The 16618-nt window shown below is 56.2% G+C and carries 11 protein-coding genes, 2 tRNA genes and 1 rRNA gene; all 14 read right to left on the reverse strand.

The features are described from left to right. Positions 1-243: 243 nt before the first annotated feature. The 14 genes from ZBT109_RS10870 to nrdR all read right to left on the reverse strand — a co-directional run bounded on the left by ZBT109_RS10870 (position 244) and on the right by nrdR (position 16586). Positions 244-319, reverse strand: a tRNA-Ala gene (locus ZBT109_RS10870). Between the two features lie 9 nt (positions 320-328). Next, positions 329-405 (reverse strand) — tRNA-Ile (locus ZBT109_RS10875). Between the two features lie 108 nt (positions 406-513). Continuing rightward, positions 514-2053: ribosomal RNA gene (locus ZBT109_RS10880) — 16S ribosomal RNA — on the reverse strand. Between the two features lie 607 nt (positions 2054-2660). Beyond that, on the reverse strand, positions 2661-5096 hold the full coding sequence (lon, locus tag ZBT109_RS10885; RefSeq protein WP_027706226.1) for an endopeptidase La: 2436 nt from the start codon (positions 5094-5096) through the stop codon (positions 2661-2663). Positions 5097-5338: 242 nt separating this feature from the next. Beyond that, the gene (locus ZBT109_RS10890; RefSeq protein ID WP_027706225.1) at positions 5339-6613 is read right to left on the reverse strand and encodes a DUF945 family protein; all 1275 of its coding nucleotides are present in this window, start codon (positions 6611-6613) and stop codon (positions 5339-5341) included. Positions 6614-6783: 170 nt separating this feature from the next. After that, positions 6784-8475, reverse strand: a complete 1692-nt coding sequence (locus ZBT109_RS10895; protein WP_027706224.1) for a DUF945 family protein — start codon at positions 8473-8475, stop codon at positions 6784-6786. A gap of 256 nt (positions 8476-8731) precedes the next feature. Continuing rightward, positions 8732-10015, reverse strand: a complete 1284-nt coding sequence (locus ZBT109_RS10900) for a DUF945 family protein (RefSeq protein ID WP_169734031.1) — start codon at positions 10013-10015, stop codon at positions 8732-8734. A 136-nt stretch (positions 10016-10151) separates the two neighbouring features. After that, complete coding sequence (locus ZBT109_RS10905) at positions 10152-11387, reverse strand: hypothetical protein (RefSeq protein WP_027706222.1); 1236 nt, start codon at positions 11385-11387, stop codon at positions 10152-10154. 267 nt (positions 11388-11654) lie between these two features. Next, positions 11655-12635 (reverse strand): thiamine-phosphate kinase, encoded by a 981-nt coding sequence (gene thiL / locus ZBT109_RS10910; RefSeq protein WP_038279573.1) that lies wholly within the window; start codon positions 12633-12635, stop codon positions 11655-11657. A gap of 12 nt (positions 12636-12647) precedes the next feature. Next, positions 12648-13148: a transcription antitermination factor NusB gene (nusB, locus tag ZBT109_RS10915; RefSeq protein WP_027706221.1), complete on the reverse strand. Its 501-nt coding sequence runs from the start codon at positions 13146-13148 to the stop codon at positions 12648-12650. Further along, complete coding sequence (gene ribH, locus ZBT109_RS10920) at positions 13145-13648, reverse strand: 6,7-dimethyl-8-ribityllumazine synthase (RefSeq protein ID WP_027706220.1); 504 nt, start codon at positions 13646-13648, stop codon at positions 13145-13147. The genes nusB and ribH overlap by 4 nt, the downstream gene beginning before the upstream one ends. A 114-nt stretch (positions 13649-13762) precedes the next feature. After that, entirely contained in the window at positions 13763-14905 is a 1143-nt protein-coding gene (ribB, locus tag ZBT109_RS10925; RefSeq protein ID WP_038279569.1) for a 3,4-dihydroxy-2-butanone-4-phosphate synthase, read from the reverse strand. A gap of 63 nt (positions 14906-14968) precedes the next feature. Further along, complete coding sequence (ribD, locus tag ZBT109_RS10930) at positions 14969-16114, reverse strand: bifunctional diaminohydroxyphosphoribosylaminopyrimidine deaminase/5-amino-6-(5-phosphoribosylamino)uracil reductase RibD (RefSeq protein ID WP_027706218.1); 1146 nt, start codon at positions 16112-16114, stop codon at positions 14969-14971. Next, positions 16104-16586 carry a transcriptional regulator NrdR gene (gene nrdR / locus ZBT109_RS10935; protein WP_027706217.1) on the reverse strand — a complete coding sequence of 161 codons (483 nt, stop codon included), beginning with the start codon at positions 16584-16586 and terminating at the stop codon, positions 16104-16106. Before nrdR ends, ribD begins: the two co-directional genes overlap by 11 nt. Between the last annotated feature and the right edge of the window lie 32 nt (positions 16587-16618).

The following is a 16618-nucleotide window of genomic DNA, read 5'->3' on the forward strand; positions in this document are numbered from 1 at the left end:
GCTACTTCCGAGGAAGTAAAATCTGACGGCGTTCCATTGGACTTGGCATCAGCATAATTTACATTGTTAAAGAGCAATACTGCGAGCAAGAAGCTTACAGTCAGGAAACAACATGCATCACATGATGTGGTATTGATTATTACACTCTCTAATAATCAATCATCAGGCAATGAAGATTGGTTCGTGACTAGAAGCTAGATCACTAAACTAAGTACTGGGTAACCGGCCATCAAGACAGTCAGATGGTGGAGCCAAGGAGGATCGAACTCCTGACCTCCTGCGTGCAAGGCAGGCGCTCTCCCAGCTGAGCTATGGCCCCATATAATAATGGTGGGTCTGGGCAGACTCGAACTGCCGACCTCACCCTTATCAGGGGTGCGCTCTAACCAACTGAGCTACAGACCCGGCAACTGCTTGCGCACGGCCAGGGAATATCCCCTGCAGTACTTCGCTCTATCAAGATCAGGCAATTTGTTGTGGGTACTTAAGATCACGAGGTGATCATTTTACGTTTAAGGAGGTGATCCAGCCGCAGGTTCCCCTACGGCTACCTTGTTACGACTTCACCCCAGTCATGAACCACACCGTGGTAACCGTTTTCCCGAAGGTTAAACTAGCCACTTCTGGTGCAATCCACTCCCATGGTGTGACGGGCGGTGTGTACAAGGCCCGGGAACGTATTCACCGCGACATTCTGATTCGCGATTACTAGCGATTCCGACTTCACGGAGTCGAGTTGCAGACTCCGATCCGGACTGAGGCGAGCTTTCTGGGATTAGCTTCACGTCGCCGCTTCGCAACCCTCTGTACTCGCCATTGTAGCACGTGTGTAGCCCTACTCGTAAGGGCCATGATGACTTGACGTCGTCCCCACCTTCCTCCGGTTTGTCACCGGCAGTCTCCTTAGAGTTCCCGACCGAATCGCTGGCAAATAAGGATAGGGGTTGCGCTCGTTACGGGACTTAACCCAACATTTCACAACACGAGCTGACGACAGCCATGCAGCACCTGTCTCAGAGTTCCCGAAGGCACCCATCCATCTCTGGAAAGTTCTCTGGATGTCAAGAGTAGGTAAGGTTCTTCGCGTTGCATCGAATTAAACCACATGCTCCACCGCTTGTGCGGGCCCCCGTCAATTCATTTGAGTTTTAGTCTTGCGACCGTACTCCCCAGGCGGTCAACTTAGTGCGTTAGCTGCGCCACTAAATCCTCAAGGGATCCAACGGCTAGTTGACATCGTTTACGGCGTGGACTACCAGGGTATCTAATCCTGTTTGCTACCCACGCTTTCGCGCCTCAGCGTCAGTGTCAGTCCAGAAGGCCGCCTTCGCCACTGGTATTCCTCCAGATCTCTACGCATTTCACCGCTACACCTGGAATTCTACCTTCCTCTCCTGCACTCAAGTCTGCCAGTTCCAAATGCTGTTCCCAGGTTAAGCCCGGGGCTTTCACATCTGGCTTAACAGACCGCCTACGCGCCCTTTACGCCCAGTAATTCCGATTAACGCTCGCACCCTCCGTATTACCGCGGCTGCTGGCACGGAGTTAGCCGGTGCTTCTTCTGTGGGTGATGTCCTTCCTGAAACGTATTAGGTCTCAGGCTTTCTTCCCCACTGAAAGTGCTTTACAACCCTAAGGCCTTCTTCACACACGCGGCATGGCTGGATCAGGCTTTCGCCCATTGTCCAATATTCCCCACTGCTGCCTCCCGTAGGAGTCTGGGCCGTGTCTCAGTCCCAGTGTGGCTGATCATCCTCTCAGACCAGCTATGGATCGTTGCCTTGGTGAGCCATTACCTCACCAACTAGCTAATCCAACATGGGCTCATCCGATAGCGAAAGGTCCGAAGATCCCCTCCTTTCTCCCGTAGGACGTATGCGGTATTAGCGTGCGTTTCCACACGTTATCCCCCACTATCGGGCAGATTCCCATGCATTACTCACCCGTCCGCCGCTCGCCACCAGGAAGCAAGCTTCCCGTGCTGCCGCTCGACTTGCATGTGTTAGGCCTGCCGCCAGCGTTCAATCTGAGCCATGATCAAACTCTTCAGTTTAAATCTTTCATTGGCCATTAGGTGACCAATCCGGCTCGAGTATCGAAACAACTCATTGAATCGATGAGTTACTTGATGCTCGAAATGATGATTCACTTCGAAAACCTCAAGCACCCACACAAATTGCCTGATCATCTTGTTAAAGAGCGTCTTGCGAGCGGCGTTTGCTGCTCAGCAAGTGGAAACACATTCTACATTTTCTGAAGATTTTGTCAACCGCCGATTTGGCGATCGTTTCAGGAGACGATACGACCATCTCAACTGAAACCTCTTCAAAAAAAGCGAAGACCTACAAGAGGTTAGCTTCCGTGCCACCCGGCGTTTGCCCTGGCAGCGAGGGCGTACTTTACAGAGATCACCGGGGGTTGGCAAGGGCTTTGTGGCTTTTATTTCACGCCAAGCCGCATTGCGGGAATATTTTTTCAACTGGGGGTTGGGGGTTGGGGGTTGCTAGGATGATCTTTCACTTACAGTGCTTATTCACGCCGTTGCATTCACTTTTATTCGGCTATTTAAAGTCATGAAAAAGTGAGCCTCCCCCACTGGGGAGACTCGCCTATCGGACATTGAACACATACGCGCACTGCCCGCACGTTTTCAGCACTGATCAGTGAAAGACGTGGCGTGCAACATCGCGATAGTGGCCTGCGAAATGCACTGTCATTCCTTCTCGGAGATACTCAGGCAGCTCGTCGAAGTCGCGCTGGTTCGCTTTTGGCAGTATCAGTTCATGTATATCGCTACGACGTGCGGCAATGACCTTTTCACGAATGCCGCCAACAGGCAGGACATGTCCGGTCAGGGTCAACTCGCCAGTCATCGCCAGTGGGCGAATCCCTTTCCCTTTAGCCAGTGACAGCAGTGCTGTCGCCATAGTGACGCCGGCCGATGGACCATCCTTCGGCGTGGCACCTTCGGGGACATGCAAATGCACGAACGCTTCATCGAACCATTCACGGGATACGTCGTAGGTCTCTAGGTTCGACATGACATAGCTGTAGGCGATGTTGGCCGATTCCTGCATGACTTCGCCTAGCTGCCCTGTCAGCTTAAAGCCGCGCGTCAGCGTGTGGATGCGCGCCGCTTCGATAGGCAGTGTCGCGCCGCCCATTGAGGTCCATGCTAGCCCGGTAACAACCCCCACACCGTTCAGTACTTTCTCTTTGCGGAAGAACGGTGCTCCGAGGAACTCTTCCAGGTTGTTGACGGAGACCTTGACCACGTCATCGTCATTTTCCAGCAGTTTGACGGCGGCCTTCCGTACAATGCGGTGCAGCTGTTTTTCCAACTGACGAACGCCTGACTCACGCGCGTAGCCTTCGATAACCTGTCGCAAGGCGGCATCGGTCAGATTGATGCGTTTCTTTGGAATCCGGTCACGCTCCAGCAGCTTCGGCCACAGGTGGTGACGTGCGATCCGCATCTTCTCTTCTGCGATGTAGCCGGACAAGCGAATGGTTTCCATCCTGTCGTACAGGGGCGCAGGGATCGTATCGAGCTGGTTGGCCGTGCAGACGAACAGCACTTTAGAAAGATCGAGCCTCACGTCCAGATAGTGATCCATGAACTCGCTGTTCTGTTCTGGATCAAGCACTTCGAGCAATGCCGAAGCAGGATCCCCCTGATAGGAACTGCCGATCTTGTCGACTTCATCCAGCATGATGACGGGGTTTTCCACGTCAACATCTTTTAGCGCCTGTACCAGTTTGCCTGGCAAGGCACCGACATAGGTACGACGATGCCCTTTGATCTCGGCTTCGTCTCGCATTCCACCGACGGAGAAACGGTAAAACTTGCGACCCAGTGCGTCGGCGATCGAGCGGCCGATAGAGGTTTTCCCTACCCCGGGAGGACCAACCAACAACAGGATGGAGCCGCCGACTGTACCTTTGAAGGCGCCTTCCGCGAGGAACTCGATAATGCGTTCCTTGACGTCGGTCAACCCGTCATGATCACGGTCGAGAATGGTGCGTGCACGCCCGAGGTCGAGCTGATCATCAGAGGTAATTCCCCACGGCAACGCCGTCAGCCAGTCTAGATAGTTGCGGGTTGTGCCGTATTCCGGCGAACCGGTTTCCAGCATAGACAGCTTGTGAAGTTCGTCGTCGATGCGTTTCTGCACCGCTTTGGGCACGACCTTGCCCTCTAGGCGACTACGGAACGTATCGACATCGTTCTCACGATCGCCCTTGGATATGCCCAACTCTTTCTGAATGACCTTGAGCTGCTCACGCAGGAAGAACTCGCGCTGGCGTTCTTCCATCTGTTCGTTGACCTGATGAGCGATCTCGTTCTGCAGCTTGGCAACGTCCAGTTCCTTGCGCAGTAGCGGCAGCACGACCTGCATACGCTCAAGCACGGGCAATGTTTCGAGCGCCCGTTGCAGCTCTTCCCCTTTCGCGGAAGTGATGGCCGCCGCGAAGTCGGTCATTGGCCCTGGTTCGTTAGGGCTAAAGCGGTTGAGGTAGTGCTTCAGCTCCTCGCCGTAGAGCGGGTTGATCGGCAACAGCTCCTTGATGCCATTGATGATCGCCATCGCATAGGCTCGGGTTTCGTCAGCATCGCGCTCGACCTCTTCACGCGGATAAGTGACTTCGACCTCGAACGGCGGGGTACGCGTGATCCAACGCTTAATGCGGAAGCGGCGCAGGCCCTGTGCGATGAACTGGATCTGATTACCTTCGGCTTCGGAGCGGTGCACACGTACCGTCGTACCGATCATCGGGAACTCGTCGTCGGTGGGTACTTTGCCGTCCCCTTCTCCCACGAAGGCAAGACCAACACAGTGGTGGGCAGTTTCTGCCACCTTCTGCATGGTGTCCTGCCAGCGCTCGCGGTTAATGATCAGCGGCTGTACTTGGGCAGGAAAAAACGGCCGATTGTTGATCGGCAACAGGTACAGGCGTTCCGGCAGCAGATCACGCGCGGGCGCCATCACATGACTCTGCCCCGCGGACGTTGCATCACGTGCGGCGTGCTCGGCCGCTTCGTCTGCGGCATGTTTACGGATATCATCATCCGTCGAATAATCATGTTCATTCATGAGTATTGGTCCTCGGTGCGTCATACTCCCGCCGTACAGCAAGAGTCGCCTCACCCTCAAGGCAGGTATTGGTTAATGCAATAAGGGCGACGGCACGGTTTATCAAGGTACCCTTCATCTCACCAGAGGCCGTGCGGGTAGCCGATAACGACGGCACTCCCAACGCAATGCCTTATTTCCCAACAAAAAAAGCCCCAGTGCATTCACTGAGGCTTTTAAATAGGGAGTACATCGCTAATACACTAGAACAGGGGTGTGCCGTTGGCGATAAGATGACCTTTGCTGATTTCGAACTTCACGTCATCACCCGCTTTGAGGTTGTACAGTCCCGCATAGGCGGCGAGACCGAGCGCCTGCGCAGGCACATTTCGAACCTCCAGCTGGCCTGCCAGCAGGTCGGGCAACTGCTTGTTGGCATCGTCAATGCTCTTGATGTTGGCATTTCCCACGCTCACATAACCATCCGCGGTTACCGAAGGGAGATCGTCACCCGAGAGGCTAAAACTCTCCAGCGTCAGTCGTGGTGATTCCTGCAGCAGCGCAGCGAGCTTGCGCTCGTATTCCGCCTGATTGAAATGACCGCTGCTCTCTCCTACCGACCGTACAGCCCCCATAAATAGGTCGCTAACTCTGCGATCTACCTTGAGACTAATAGCGCCTTTGTAGTGCTTGTTCACGGCAATGACATCCTGAACGCTAGCGGTCAAGTGATAGACCGGCGTCGTGTCTTGTTCGCTTATCCACGCCAACTTGGCATCATTCAGGTTGATGCCCAACTGGCCGTCCTTGATATTCAATTTCTTGATTTGGCTGCGGATATCAGGAATCTGCGACAGCATCAGAACCGCTATGCTTTTAGCGTTCTCCTCCGAATCTCTTTTCAGGCTATCCTTTATGATCGAGATAGCGCGTTCAACCCATGCATTGTCGTAAACAATAGAGTTGGTGACGTCGACCGCTGCAACCACCATGGTTTGTTGGAAAGACTGATAAGCAGCTTCATGAATGCGAATGATCAGACTGCCGTCATTGGCACGACAGATGCTCAGATCAGGCTGTTCGACCCTGAGCTCATCGCCATCACGGCCACTTAACACCAGCACGCCCTGCGTACTGACACGCATTTCACTGCCGCGTCCATCATCGTTATGCTTCACGTGCGCCTGAACGAGGAAGCGGTCATCAGATGCCTGCGCCAGCGTCATCACGTTCTGGCCGTTCACGACAAGCGCAACGCGACTGTCGATATCGGTACTGAAGAGCCCGTGATGCAGGGACAGTGGCGCGTCGATATTAACCTTGCCCTGCGCGTCAACAGCCACAATCGTCGCCGTCGAGGTGAACAGCCCTTTCTTTTCATCCTGAAGGTCGATGTGCACCTTAGACTGATAGGCGTTTGCATCGTCCACCCACTGATGAAGGCGAGCCATCGCCTTGTTGCCACTTACATAAAGGGTACCAAGGTAGGCAGCACCGACAATGGCAAGGCCTGCGATGATGGCGGGTGTCTTTCTCATACATACATCCTGCTTATTCAAGATAAATGAAAGCGTATCGCCCACAACCCAGCGTCATGGGCAATCCACGGGGCAGCGGCAGCCCCTTGTGTCGTTATATTTTTCTGCAAAGAACGCCGGGCACCCGCCCACCCGCAAGAGGATGGGCAGATCTTGGCTTAGCCAATGGCCTACTGCACTTGCTCGCCGTTGACCGAAAGTTTCCCCGCTAAGAAGTCGATCTCGACGGGCGTGTCAGTGTTGACGCTATCTACGCCTCGCATCAGGGTTTCGCTTGCCAGCTCATCCGGCAAGCCAGTGATCGTGACATGCGCCTTAACACTTTTCTCGCTCAGGTCGTCCAAACTCTGAAGCGTATCGCCCAGTACAGACAGCTCACCCGTCGCGGTCATGGGGCGCGGAAAGTTATGCGCAGCAAAAGACCATTCGTTGAGCACGATGCGTGGCGAACTTTTCAGCAGCGTCAATACCTGCTGCTTGATGTCATCAAGCTGTGCCTGTGACGGCTGATTGCGGGCATGTCCCCACACCTGCAGTACGCTGATCGCCGTGTCGATGATGGGCTGGTCGATCGTGATGCGCTGAGAGAACTCAGCGTGCTCTATGCCGCTACCGTTTATGTCGCTGGCCTTCAGATCGAAGTGCGTTACGGGAGCGGAAAGATCACGGACGATATCCATCGTCGCGCTTTTCAACGAGCTTTCAGCAGCAGTGTCTTCATCGTCGTTACCCTTGAGCAGCATGTCATGAAGCTCAAGGTGAATGTCAGGCAAGCGCGTTCCTAAGGTCTTCAGCGCTGCGGCCTGCTCTTCCTGCGGCATGGATTTCAGCGTTCTGCTCAGATCCATCAGATGGCTATAGGTCTCGATATCACTGAAGGCAGAGATACGCAGAGGCCCCATTGAGAACGGGCTGTCTTCGGACTGGAATTCCATACCGGCAATATTCAGTGCCGCAGAGGCACCTTTGTCATCGACACGGGCCTGGAAGTTCAGGTCAGACATATAGCCGAGGTCGTCGGTGACACGTGATTTTGGCAGCATGAATTTGCCGGGAATATCGAAGCGCGCGTAGCTGCCGCGATGGTATTTGTCATAAGTGGTATGCGAAACGCCGCTGACCGATTCAATGCCGTAGGGTTTCAGCACATCTTCGCCATTGATGCGGAAGGACAGCACTGTACTGGCATCCGTTGATGCGCTGTTACGCTGATAGAGGATCGGCATCTCGATATCTACACGCGCCTTGGGACCATGCGCCTTCACGCTCAACAGAATATTCTGTTCCTTGCCGTCACTATGACCATCCGCCCCTTCGGGGGCCTGTTCATTCATGCCCTTGGCAATCAGCGCGCGCAGCGTGTCTGTCGTGCCCTGATCGAAACCTGACGTCAATTCAGCGCGCAAAAAGGCGCTGAATTCCGATTCGGGTTTCGCGTCGTCCACGTGGCCTCTTATGCCCGTCTGTACGAAACTACCCTGCGAACCAAAACTCTTGATATGCCCTTCAACATCAAGGCCGCCGTTTTTCTTAATGGGCGGCAAGCTCTGCCAGCGCGGATCATTGAGCATGAACTTGCCGTCGATGTCCGTGCTGAAGATGCCGTGATGGAACGTCAGCTGTGCATCACCCAGCGTCCACGGCTGAGTGGGATTAGCGGCAGACAGGTGTACCGTTGAGCGAAATAGCCCGCGGTCTTCTTGGAGAGAAAGGTAGTCAACGCCCGAGCTTCGATTGGCCTCGTCAACCCACCGATGCAGTACTGACATCGCTTTGTTGCCGCTGATGTAAAGTCCGCCCAAATAGGCACCACCCAAGATGCCTAACCCTACTACGCCCGCGATGATCGGTGTCTTCTTCACGATGTCATCCTGCTGAATGAAGGAAATAAAATAAAGGCCATGTTATCGCCGGTATGTCTCTGCTCATAAGAGAGAAACCAGCATGTATCGGCCGTTGAGCACGCTATGGGGCTGGCGTGCCTGCATTGTTATAGGAAATTAACGTTATAGGAAATTAACACGCGCTTGAAACGACACTGGCTACCTGCTCGGCAGACGCCATGCAGATAGCCAGTCATGAGACATCCAGTCAGGATGCCCTATCTCTCACGAAGGATCAGAACAGTGTATTGCCGTTCACCGCAACGCTGCCTTTGTCGACAGTGATCACAACCGGCTGACCATCCTTGATACCAGGTACACCGTACGCCTGAGCCATCTGACCAGCACCGTCAGGCAGACCTTTGACGGTGAACTTGGCAACAACAGCCGTCAGGTTGAAGTCATCAATGGACTTAACCACGCTGCCATCAATGCTGGCTTCACCGGTTGCAGAAAGCGCGATGTTTTTGTGATCGAACATGCGCAGCTCTTCGAGCACGACACGCGGAGATGTCTGTGCCAGCGCCACCAAGTCTTGCTGCATGTTGGCATCGTCGCCGTTAGACAATTTCATCGTGGTGTCGATGATGCGCTGATCCAGTGCCATTTTCAGAGTGATGTTGCCTTTGACGCCACTGTTGCCAATGCCGTCGATGCTACCAGCAACGCGCGTCACGGATGCCGCTTTGTCACGCGTGATATCGAAGACGAAGTGTTCGGCACCCGTTTCCGGCATGCTCATGGAAACACGGTTTTTCAGGTCCTGCATGTCAGCATGAATGTCAGGCAGGTGTGCTGTAGCGATCTTTTCCAGTGCCAGACGATTCTCATCGGAATGATCGTGCGCGTAAGCGCTGCCCGCTTGAACCAGCTGCTCGGACCACTCTGCATCATACGTGAAGGAGATGGCAGAGCTGCCGAAGTTGCTGAAGGATGCCATGCCTTCAGACGTTTCGACTTTGTCAGCGGTCATGTGCGCGACCAGTGTGCCGTCGCTGTTACGTTCGAGTTTCAGCGCGGGGTTGTAAATCTTGGCACGGCTGCCGTCTTCATCTTCGCTGGCCAGTTGGCCCGGCAGCGTCAGTGCAACACTGCTGCCACGGAAATCATCTTCCTTGAGGCTGCTGTTCTTCAGGTGCACGGCCAGCGTGGCCTTGTCGATATCGTTGCTCAGTGATTGCAGAGCATTCTTGCCATCCTTCTGGATGCGAACGTCATCGGATTCGATATCGGTGCTGAACAGACCGTGGTGTACGGTCAGCGGCGCAGAGATTGAGGAGGCCTGATCAGAGACGATCAGCTTGGCCGTAGAGGTGAAAAGACCACGCTGCTCATCCTGAATTTCAGCATGGTTGTTCTGCCCTGCATTGATCTTGTCGACCTGTGCGTGCAGGAAATCCATGGTCTTGTTACTGACGTAGTGCATTGCCCCCAGATAGCCACCGCCGATGACGGCCAGGCCTACGATAGCAATGATAATGGGCGTTTTTTTGGACGAGCGATTAGGTGTCTTTTCCACGAAGAAATCCTGCTTGTTGAATGAAATTTCAGTCTGGTCCGGTACGCCAACGTGACAGCTACCGGCCATTTCTTTGAACGTCTAACTCACGCAGCACCAAGCGGCAGCACGGCATGCCACCTCGGGCGACGGCGGGTCAGAATACAGTCTGGCGGTTGATGTGCAGATGCCCATCTCCCAGTCTGATTATGACGGGCTGGCCGAGCGTAATGTCATCCAGTCCATTGGCGCGTGCATCCTTGACGGCATCGCTGGACACACCGTCGAGCGTCATGTCGACATCGACATTATGGGCGCTGAAATTAGACAGAGCCGCCATGCCTTTACCGTTGACACGAAGCGTGCCGGATACGCTCATCGGTGCAACGCCTTCAGCTGTTGCATGCAGATCCTTCACTACCAGCGCGGGTGAGGACTGCATCAGCGACAGCAATAGCGGTGAAAGTCGTTCGGAGTCCTGACCGTGAGCTATGGTCTGCAGCGTGTCGGCAACCGAGTGATCCAACGCCATGTCCCACGCAACATCGCGCCGAGAGGTGCCGCGCCCGAACCGCGACAGCGTTCCCGTAATCTGCGTGGCCGCCTGATGGGTGCGATCCGCAATAACATCCATAGAGAGACGGTCGGCCGAATACTCGTGGGAGCGCAAGGACGACTGCATCTTCAGCTCTTTCATCTCTACATGGAGATCAGGCACAACAGACAACAGCTCATTGTACAGCGCGGTCTTTTTCTCAGGCATACCACTATCGATATAGCCGAGTCCGGCCCGCACGATGCGTTCGGCCTGTGGGGCGTCATACGTCAGCGATAGCGTTGCAGGGCCACTGCTGTAAAAGCGACCACCGGTTTCTCGCTTGTTGTACGAGGAAAACTCGCCGCTCACAACCAGCCGGCCTTCGTTGGTATAGAAAGCGGAAAGCATAGGGGCTATAAGATGGCGCTCGGGATCCTCTACCACGAGACTGATGCGACTGCCTTTGAGGTCTCCGCGCATGATGGCCTTGTTCGGCAGCATCAACATCAACGAAGCACCGTCTATTCCCTTGTCGAGCGACAACAGCGGCCGGGAGCCTGTTTTCACCGCCAAAATATTGGTGGAAAACAGTCCGTGAGGAATAAAGAGAGTGACGTTCAGCGGCTCGCTACCGTCCTCGGGCGTTGCCACTAACTGCATGTTCGAGTTAAAGCGCCCCTGGTCTTCATGGGTCACTTCGGTATGAAAATGGTACTGGGTGCTCAGCGTTTCGATCTGCTGATGCACACTGGCCAGCGTCTTGTTGCTGAGGTAGGACATGGCCGCGAAATAGCTCACGCCGCCGATTACCCCCAAGCCAAGAATGCACCCCGCAATGATATCCTTTGCCTGCATGTTCACCCTGCTTATCTAAATCAAATAAAGATACCGTGCATCGGGAGAGCCGCTATTGCGTGCGTCTATAATATCCCGCTGCTGTTCAACCATTCTCATACGCGGTCGATTGCGGTGATCATGACGAAAAATAAAGCAATCATCAATGATGAATGACGCATCAAATACGATAAATAGACGGTGAGGAAAGAAATACAGACGGCCCTCGGAAAAGGAAGACCGTCAGAGGCAGGAAAGCGATAAAAACCGTACACCTTAGAGAAAAGCCTAGAAGTGCTGCCACCCCTGCGCGTGCAGCGGCTGACCCAGTGCGGTTTCGAAGGTGCCTGGCGCGGCAGTACGACCAATGACCCGCAACGTATATGCAGCGCCCTGCAAGGCTTGCTGCGCCGCGGGAACATCACGCTCGGGTAATGTCAGCAATAGGGCATAGTCATCACCGCCGTGCAGTGCCATCGACTGTGCCTGCTCCAGACCATAGGCTTCGACAAGCCCCGGATGTAACGGTAGTGCCGCTAGGTCAAGCACAGCCCCTACGCCTGAGGCGCGACAGAGGTGCATCAGATCGGCCAGCAGACCGTCGGAGACGTCCATGCCCGCTGTCGCATATCCGGCCAGTGCATAACCTTCTGCCAAAAGGGGGTGTGGATAAAGATAAGCGCTCAGCAGCGGAGTGAGAGCCCGCTCACCTTGCTGCCACGCCCGCAGACCACCAGCCCCACCACCAAGGGTACCGACGACAGCTATGCAATCGCCCGCGCGAGCCCCGTCTCGACGGATGACGCGTGCCGGCTCAACTTCGCCATGCACGGTGACCGACAGGGACAACTGCCCGCGCGTCGTATCCCCCCCAACCAAGGTAACGCCGCAGTGCGCCGCCAGCTCGTGCATACCTTGCGCCAGCGCCTTCACCCAAGGCTCGTCAACATCGGGTAACGTCAACGCGAGCAGATACCAGCGCGCGCGCGCGCCCATCGCAGCCAGATCAGACAAGCTGACCGCCAGCGCACGGTGACCAATGGCATGAGGGGGAGCATCGGAAGGGAAATGAACGTCAGCGACCGATGTATCGACGCTAATGGCCAGCTGGTGACCGGGAGTGGGCGATAGCAGCGTAGCGTCATCGCCGGGGCCTAACACGACCCCGGTCGAAGCGCTGCCGATATCAGCATAACCATCCTGCCGCCGAGTGCGGCAGGAGGATGGCGCAGCCAGATACCGCTTGATCAGGTCAAATTCACCTGCCATGGCGGCAAGCACTCAACGGCGGTTGGCGACTTCGACACTGCGCAGCTTGGCGGCCAGCTTGTCGAGAATGCTGTTGATGTACTTGTGACTGTCTTCAGCCCCGAAGGATTTGGTCAGTTCGACCGCTTCGTTGATGACAGCACGGTACGGTACTTCAGGACGACGCATAAGTTCAAACGTGCCCAGACGCAGAATGGCGCGTTCAACGACGTCCAGTTCTTCCAACTTACGATCCAGTAGCGGCTCGAACGTTTTGTCGAGCGTCGCGGCCTCAGCGGCAACGCCGTGTAGCAGCGAGTGGAACATCGCCAAATCGGCTTTGCCCATGACCATAACCCAGTTTTCATGCTCGGGCATGTCGTCATCAGCTGTCTGCGAGCGGAACTCCGCCTCTACCGCCGAAATCGGGCGAGGGTTGATCTGCCACTGATACAGGCCTTGCACGACCAGTTCGCGTGCGGCGTGACGGGAGATCTGTGCCTTAGACGGCTTGCGTTCGGATTTACTGCTCACTCGGCGTGCTCCATCATTTCAATACCCATGTCCAGCTGACGCAGCAGGGACACCATTTCCATCGCCGCCATAGCGGCTTCTGTACCTTTATTGCCCGCTTTCGTGCCGGAGCGTTCGATCGCTTGATCAATCGTATTGACCGTCAGGACACCGTTGGCGATCGGGGTGTCGAATTCGAGCTGCAGCGTGTTGAGCGCGCTGTTGCACTGGCCTGCAATGTGTTCAAAGTGCGGCGTGCCACCGCGAATGACGGCACCGAGTGCGATCACGGCGTCGGCCATGCCGGCCTTGAGGACACGCTTGACCGCCAGCGGCAGTTCCCACGCACCCGGGACATGAATCAACGTAATGTTGGCTTCGTCAACGCCGTGACGTACCAGGCTATCGACAGCGCCTTCGACCAGAGTGTCGACGACGTGATGGTTGAAACGGCCGATCACGATGGCATAGCGCGCATCGACGTCGATGAACTGGCCTTCCACTTGGGCAATGGGGTTCATGGTGTTTTCGTCCTACTTGCGCAGGCAGTTCCTGCGCCACTGAAAGCCTGACGGCACGGGGCCATCAGGCAGGTTCGAAGATGGTCATGCCATGATGAATGGCATGAATGGCGGTCATTCTACCGTCTGATCGCCTTCAGGGGTATCACTGCTGAGCTGTTCAACCACTTCCAGCCCGAATCCGGACAGCGCGGAGAAGCGCCACGGCGAGCTGAGCAAGCGCATCTTGCCGACGTTTAGCGCACGCAGCACCTGCGATCCCGTACCGATCGTCAGGTAGTTGCCTGCACCATCGGAAGCCTTATCGCGCGGCACGCGGCGGCGACCCATGAAGATATCGAAGCGGGTAGACAAGTCAGGGTTGGTGCAAGCTTCGTCCAGCAGCACGAAGACACCGTGTTCGGCTTCGGCAACAGCACGCAGCGCTTCAAGCCCTGACCAGCGGGAGCCGTCCGGCGAGCGCAGTCCCAGCACATCACGCAACGTATCTTGTACGTGTACGCGCACGGTCGTAACAGCGTCAGGAGACGGCGCCCCCTTGACCAGCGCCATATGATGCACGCCCATGACTTCATCACGAAAAATATGCAGTGCCATCGGGCCGAAGAGCGTTTCGACGGTTTCGACACGCTCTTCGACTACAGTGCGCTCATGCAGAATGCGGTAGTGGATCAGATCAGAGATGGTGCCCATTTTGAGGCCGTGCTCTTCGGCAAAGCGTTCGAGGTCAGGGCGGCGAGCCATGGTGCCATCGTCGTTCATGATCTCACAGATCGCAGCGGCAGGTTCGAAGCCGGCCATCACCGCAAGATCGCAGGCCGCTTCAGTATGCCCCGCACGGCGTAGTACACCACCTTCTTCCGCAATCAGCGGGAAGATATGACCCGGCTGGACGATATCGCTAGCACGTGCGCCGCGAGCGGAAGCCACTTGAATAGTGCGCGCGCGATCGGCTGCAGAGATACCCGTCGTGACGCCAGTGGCAGCCTCAATGGACACGGTGAATTTGGTACCGAACCCAGAGCCGTTTTCCTTCACCATCAGGTCGAGGCCGAGCTCGCTACTACGCGCCTTCGACAGCGGCAGGCAGATCAGCCCACGCGCATGGCGGGCCATAAAATTGATGTGCTCGGACTGTACACATTCACCGGCGATGATGATATCGCCTTCATTCTCGCGGTCTTCGTCATCCATCAGGATGACCATTCGCCCTTGTGCAATATCTGCGACCAGTTCTTCGATGGTGGCCAATGGCATATGTCTTCTCCATGAATCCAGAGGAAAGGCCGCAGCCCTTCCTGAAATACGGTCGCTATGCGGCTAGCGCTGCGGTGGTGGGTTGCCTTGCCCTGCGGGCACGGCCGTGACCACCCAGTCGTTGCCAATGGCTCGCATCCGCTCAACGCGCAGCGAATACTTTTCACACATATCGTGCAGTGGTAGCGCCATAAGAGGCCGAGCCTCGCTGCCCAGCAGCACTGGCGCGATGAACAACACCAGTTCATCGACAAGCCCAGCCTGCCACCAGCTACCGGCCAGCGTTGCGCCCGCTTCGAGCAGCACATCGTTGCACTGACGTTCGTCCGCCAGCTGTACCAGCAGCGCTGCCGGATCAACCAACGCCTGGGTGCTAGGCTGCTGCCAAACGGTTGCGCCTTGCGCTTCGAGCACGGCAATGCGCACCTGATCGGTAGAACACGTCACGATGATCGTTTCGCTGTCGCCTTGAAGGATGCGCGCAGTGGGCGGCGTTCTCAGATGGGTATCCATCACAACGCGCAGCGGTGGCTGTGCCGCCCGCTCGATGTTAGGCCCGAGACCCGCTTCATCGTTGCGCACGGTCAGGCGACTATCGTCCTGTAGGACGCTACCGATGCCGGTCACAATCGCGCCACTAGCGGCACGCAGGCGCTGCACTTCACTACGAGCAGCAGGCCCAGTGATCCACTGCGACTCACCGTTGGCCATTGCCGTACGGCCATCCAGACTCATCGCCAGCTTGAGCATAACCCGCGGACGACCGTCCCGCATGCGCTGTACGAACCCCGCGTTGAGTTGCTGAGCCTCGGGCTCACAGACACCCACGCGAACGTCAATGCCCGCCTCGCGGCAGCGGTTCAGCCCTCGCCCTGCCACCAGCGGATTAGGATCGGCCATCGCTACGACCAGCCGCGAGATACCGGCTCGAATCAGCGCATCGGCACACGGACCCGTGCGTCCATGATGCGAGCACGGTTCCAGCGTGACATAGGCCGTCGCGCCTGCCGCTTGGTCGCCTGCGGCCGTCAGGGCATGAATTTCAGCATGTGGCCCACCGGCACGGATATGGAAGCCTTCACCGACGCACTGCCCGTTCTTGACCAGCACGCAGCCAACGCGCGGATTGGGCATCGTACTATAGTAACCGCGCCGCGCCAGCTGCAGCGCGCGCTGCATCCAGCGGACATCGTGATCGTCATTCATCATGGGAAGGCTCGGCCGAGGGATCGTCATCGTGCAGACGATCGACTTCTGCGCGAAATTCGTCGATATCCTGAAAGCGACGATATACCGATGCAAAGCGGATATAGGCCACCTGGTCGAGTTGGCGCAGCTGGCTCATAACCTCATCGCCGATCTCTCGGGCATTGATCTCACGCTCGCCTCGCGCGCGCAGGCGCTGGCGGATCTGTTCGATGGCCGTTTCGATCGACTCGACGCTGACGGGGCGCTTCTCGAGCGCCCTTGTCATACCGGCACGCAGCTTGGCAGGATCGAAGCTCTCGCGGGTGCCGTTGGACTTGATGACTCTCGGCATGACCAGTTCGGCCGTCTCGTACGTCGTAAAGCGCTCATGACACGTCAAGCACTGGCGGCGTCGGCGAACCTGATCGCCCTCCGCCACCAGACGAGAGTCACTGACCTTGGTTTCATGCGCACCGCAGAAGGGACAATGCATGGCAACTTACCTGGGTTCATCATCGTGTTCAT

This window comes from Zymobacter palmae (assembly GCF_003610015.1).
Taxonomy (GTDB): domain Bacteria; phylum Pseudomonadota; class Gammaproteobacteria; order Pseudomonadales; family Halomonadaceae; genus Zymobacter; species Zymobacter palmae.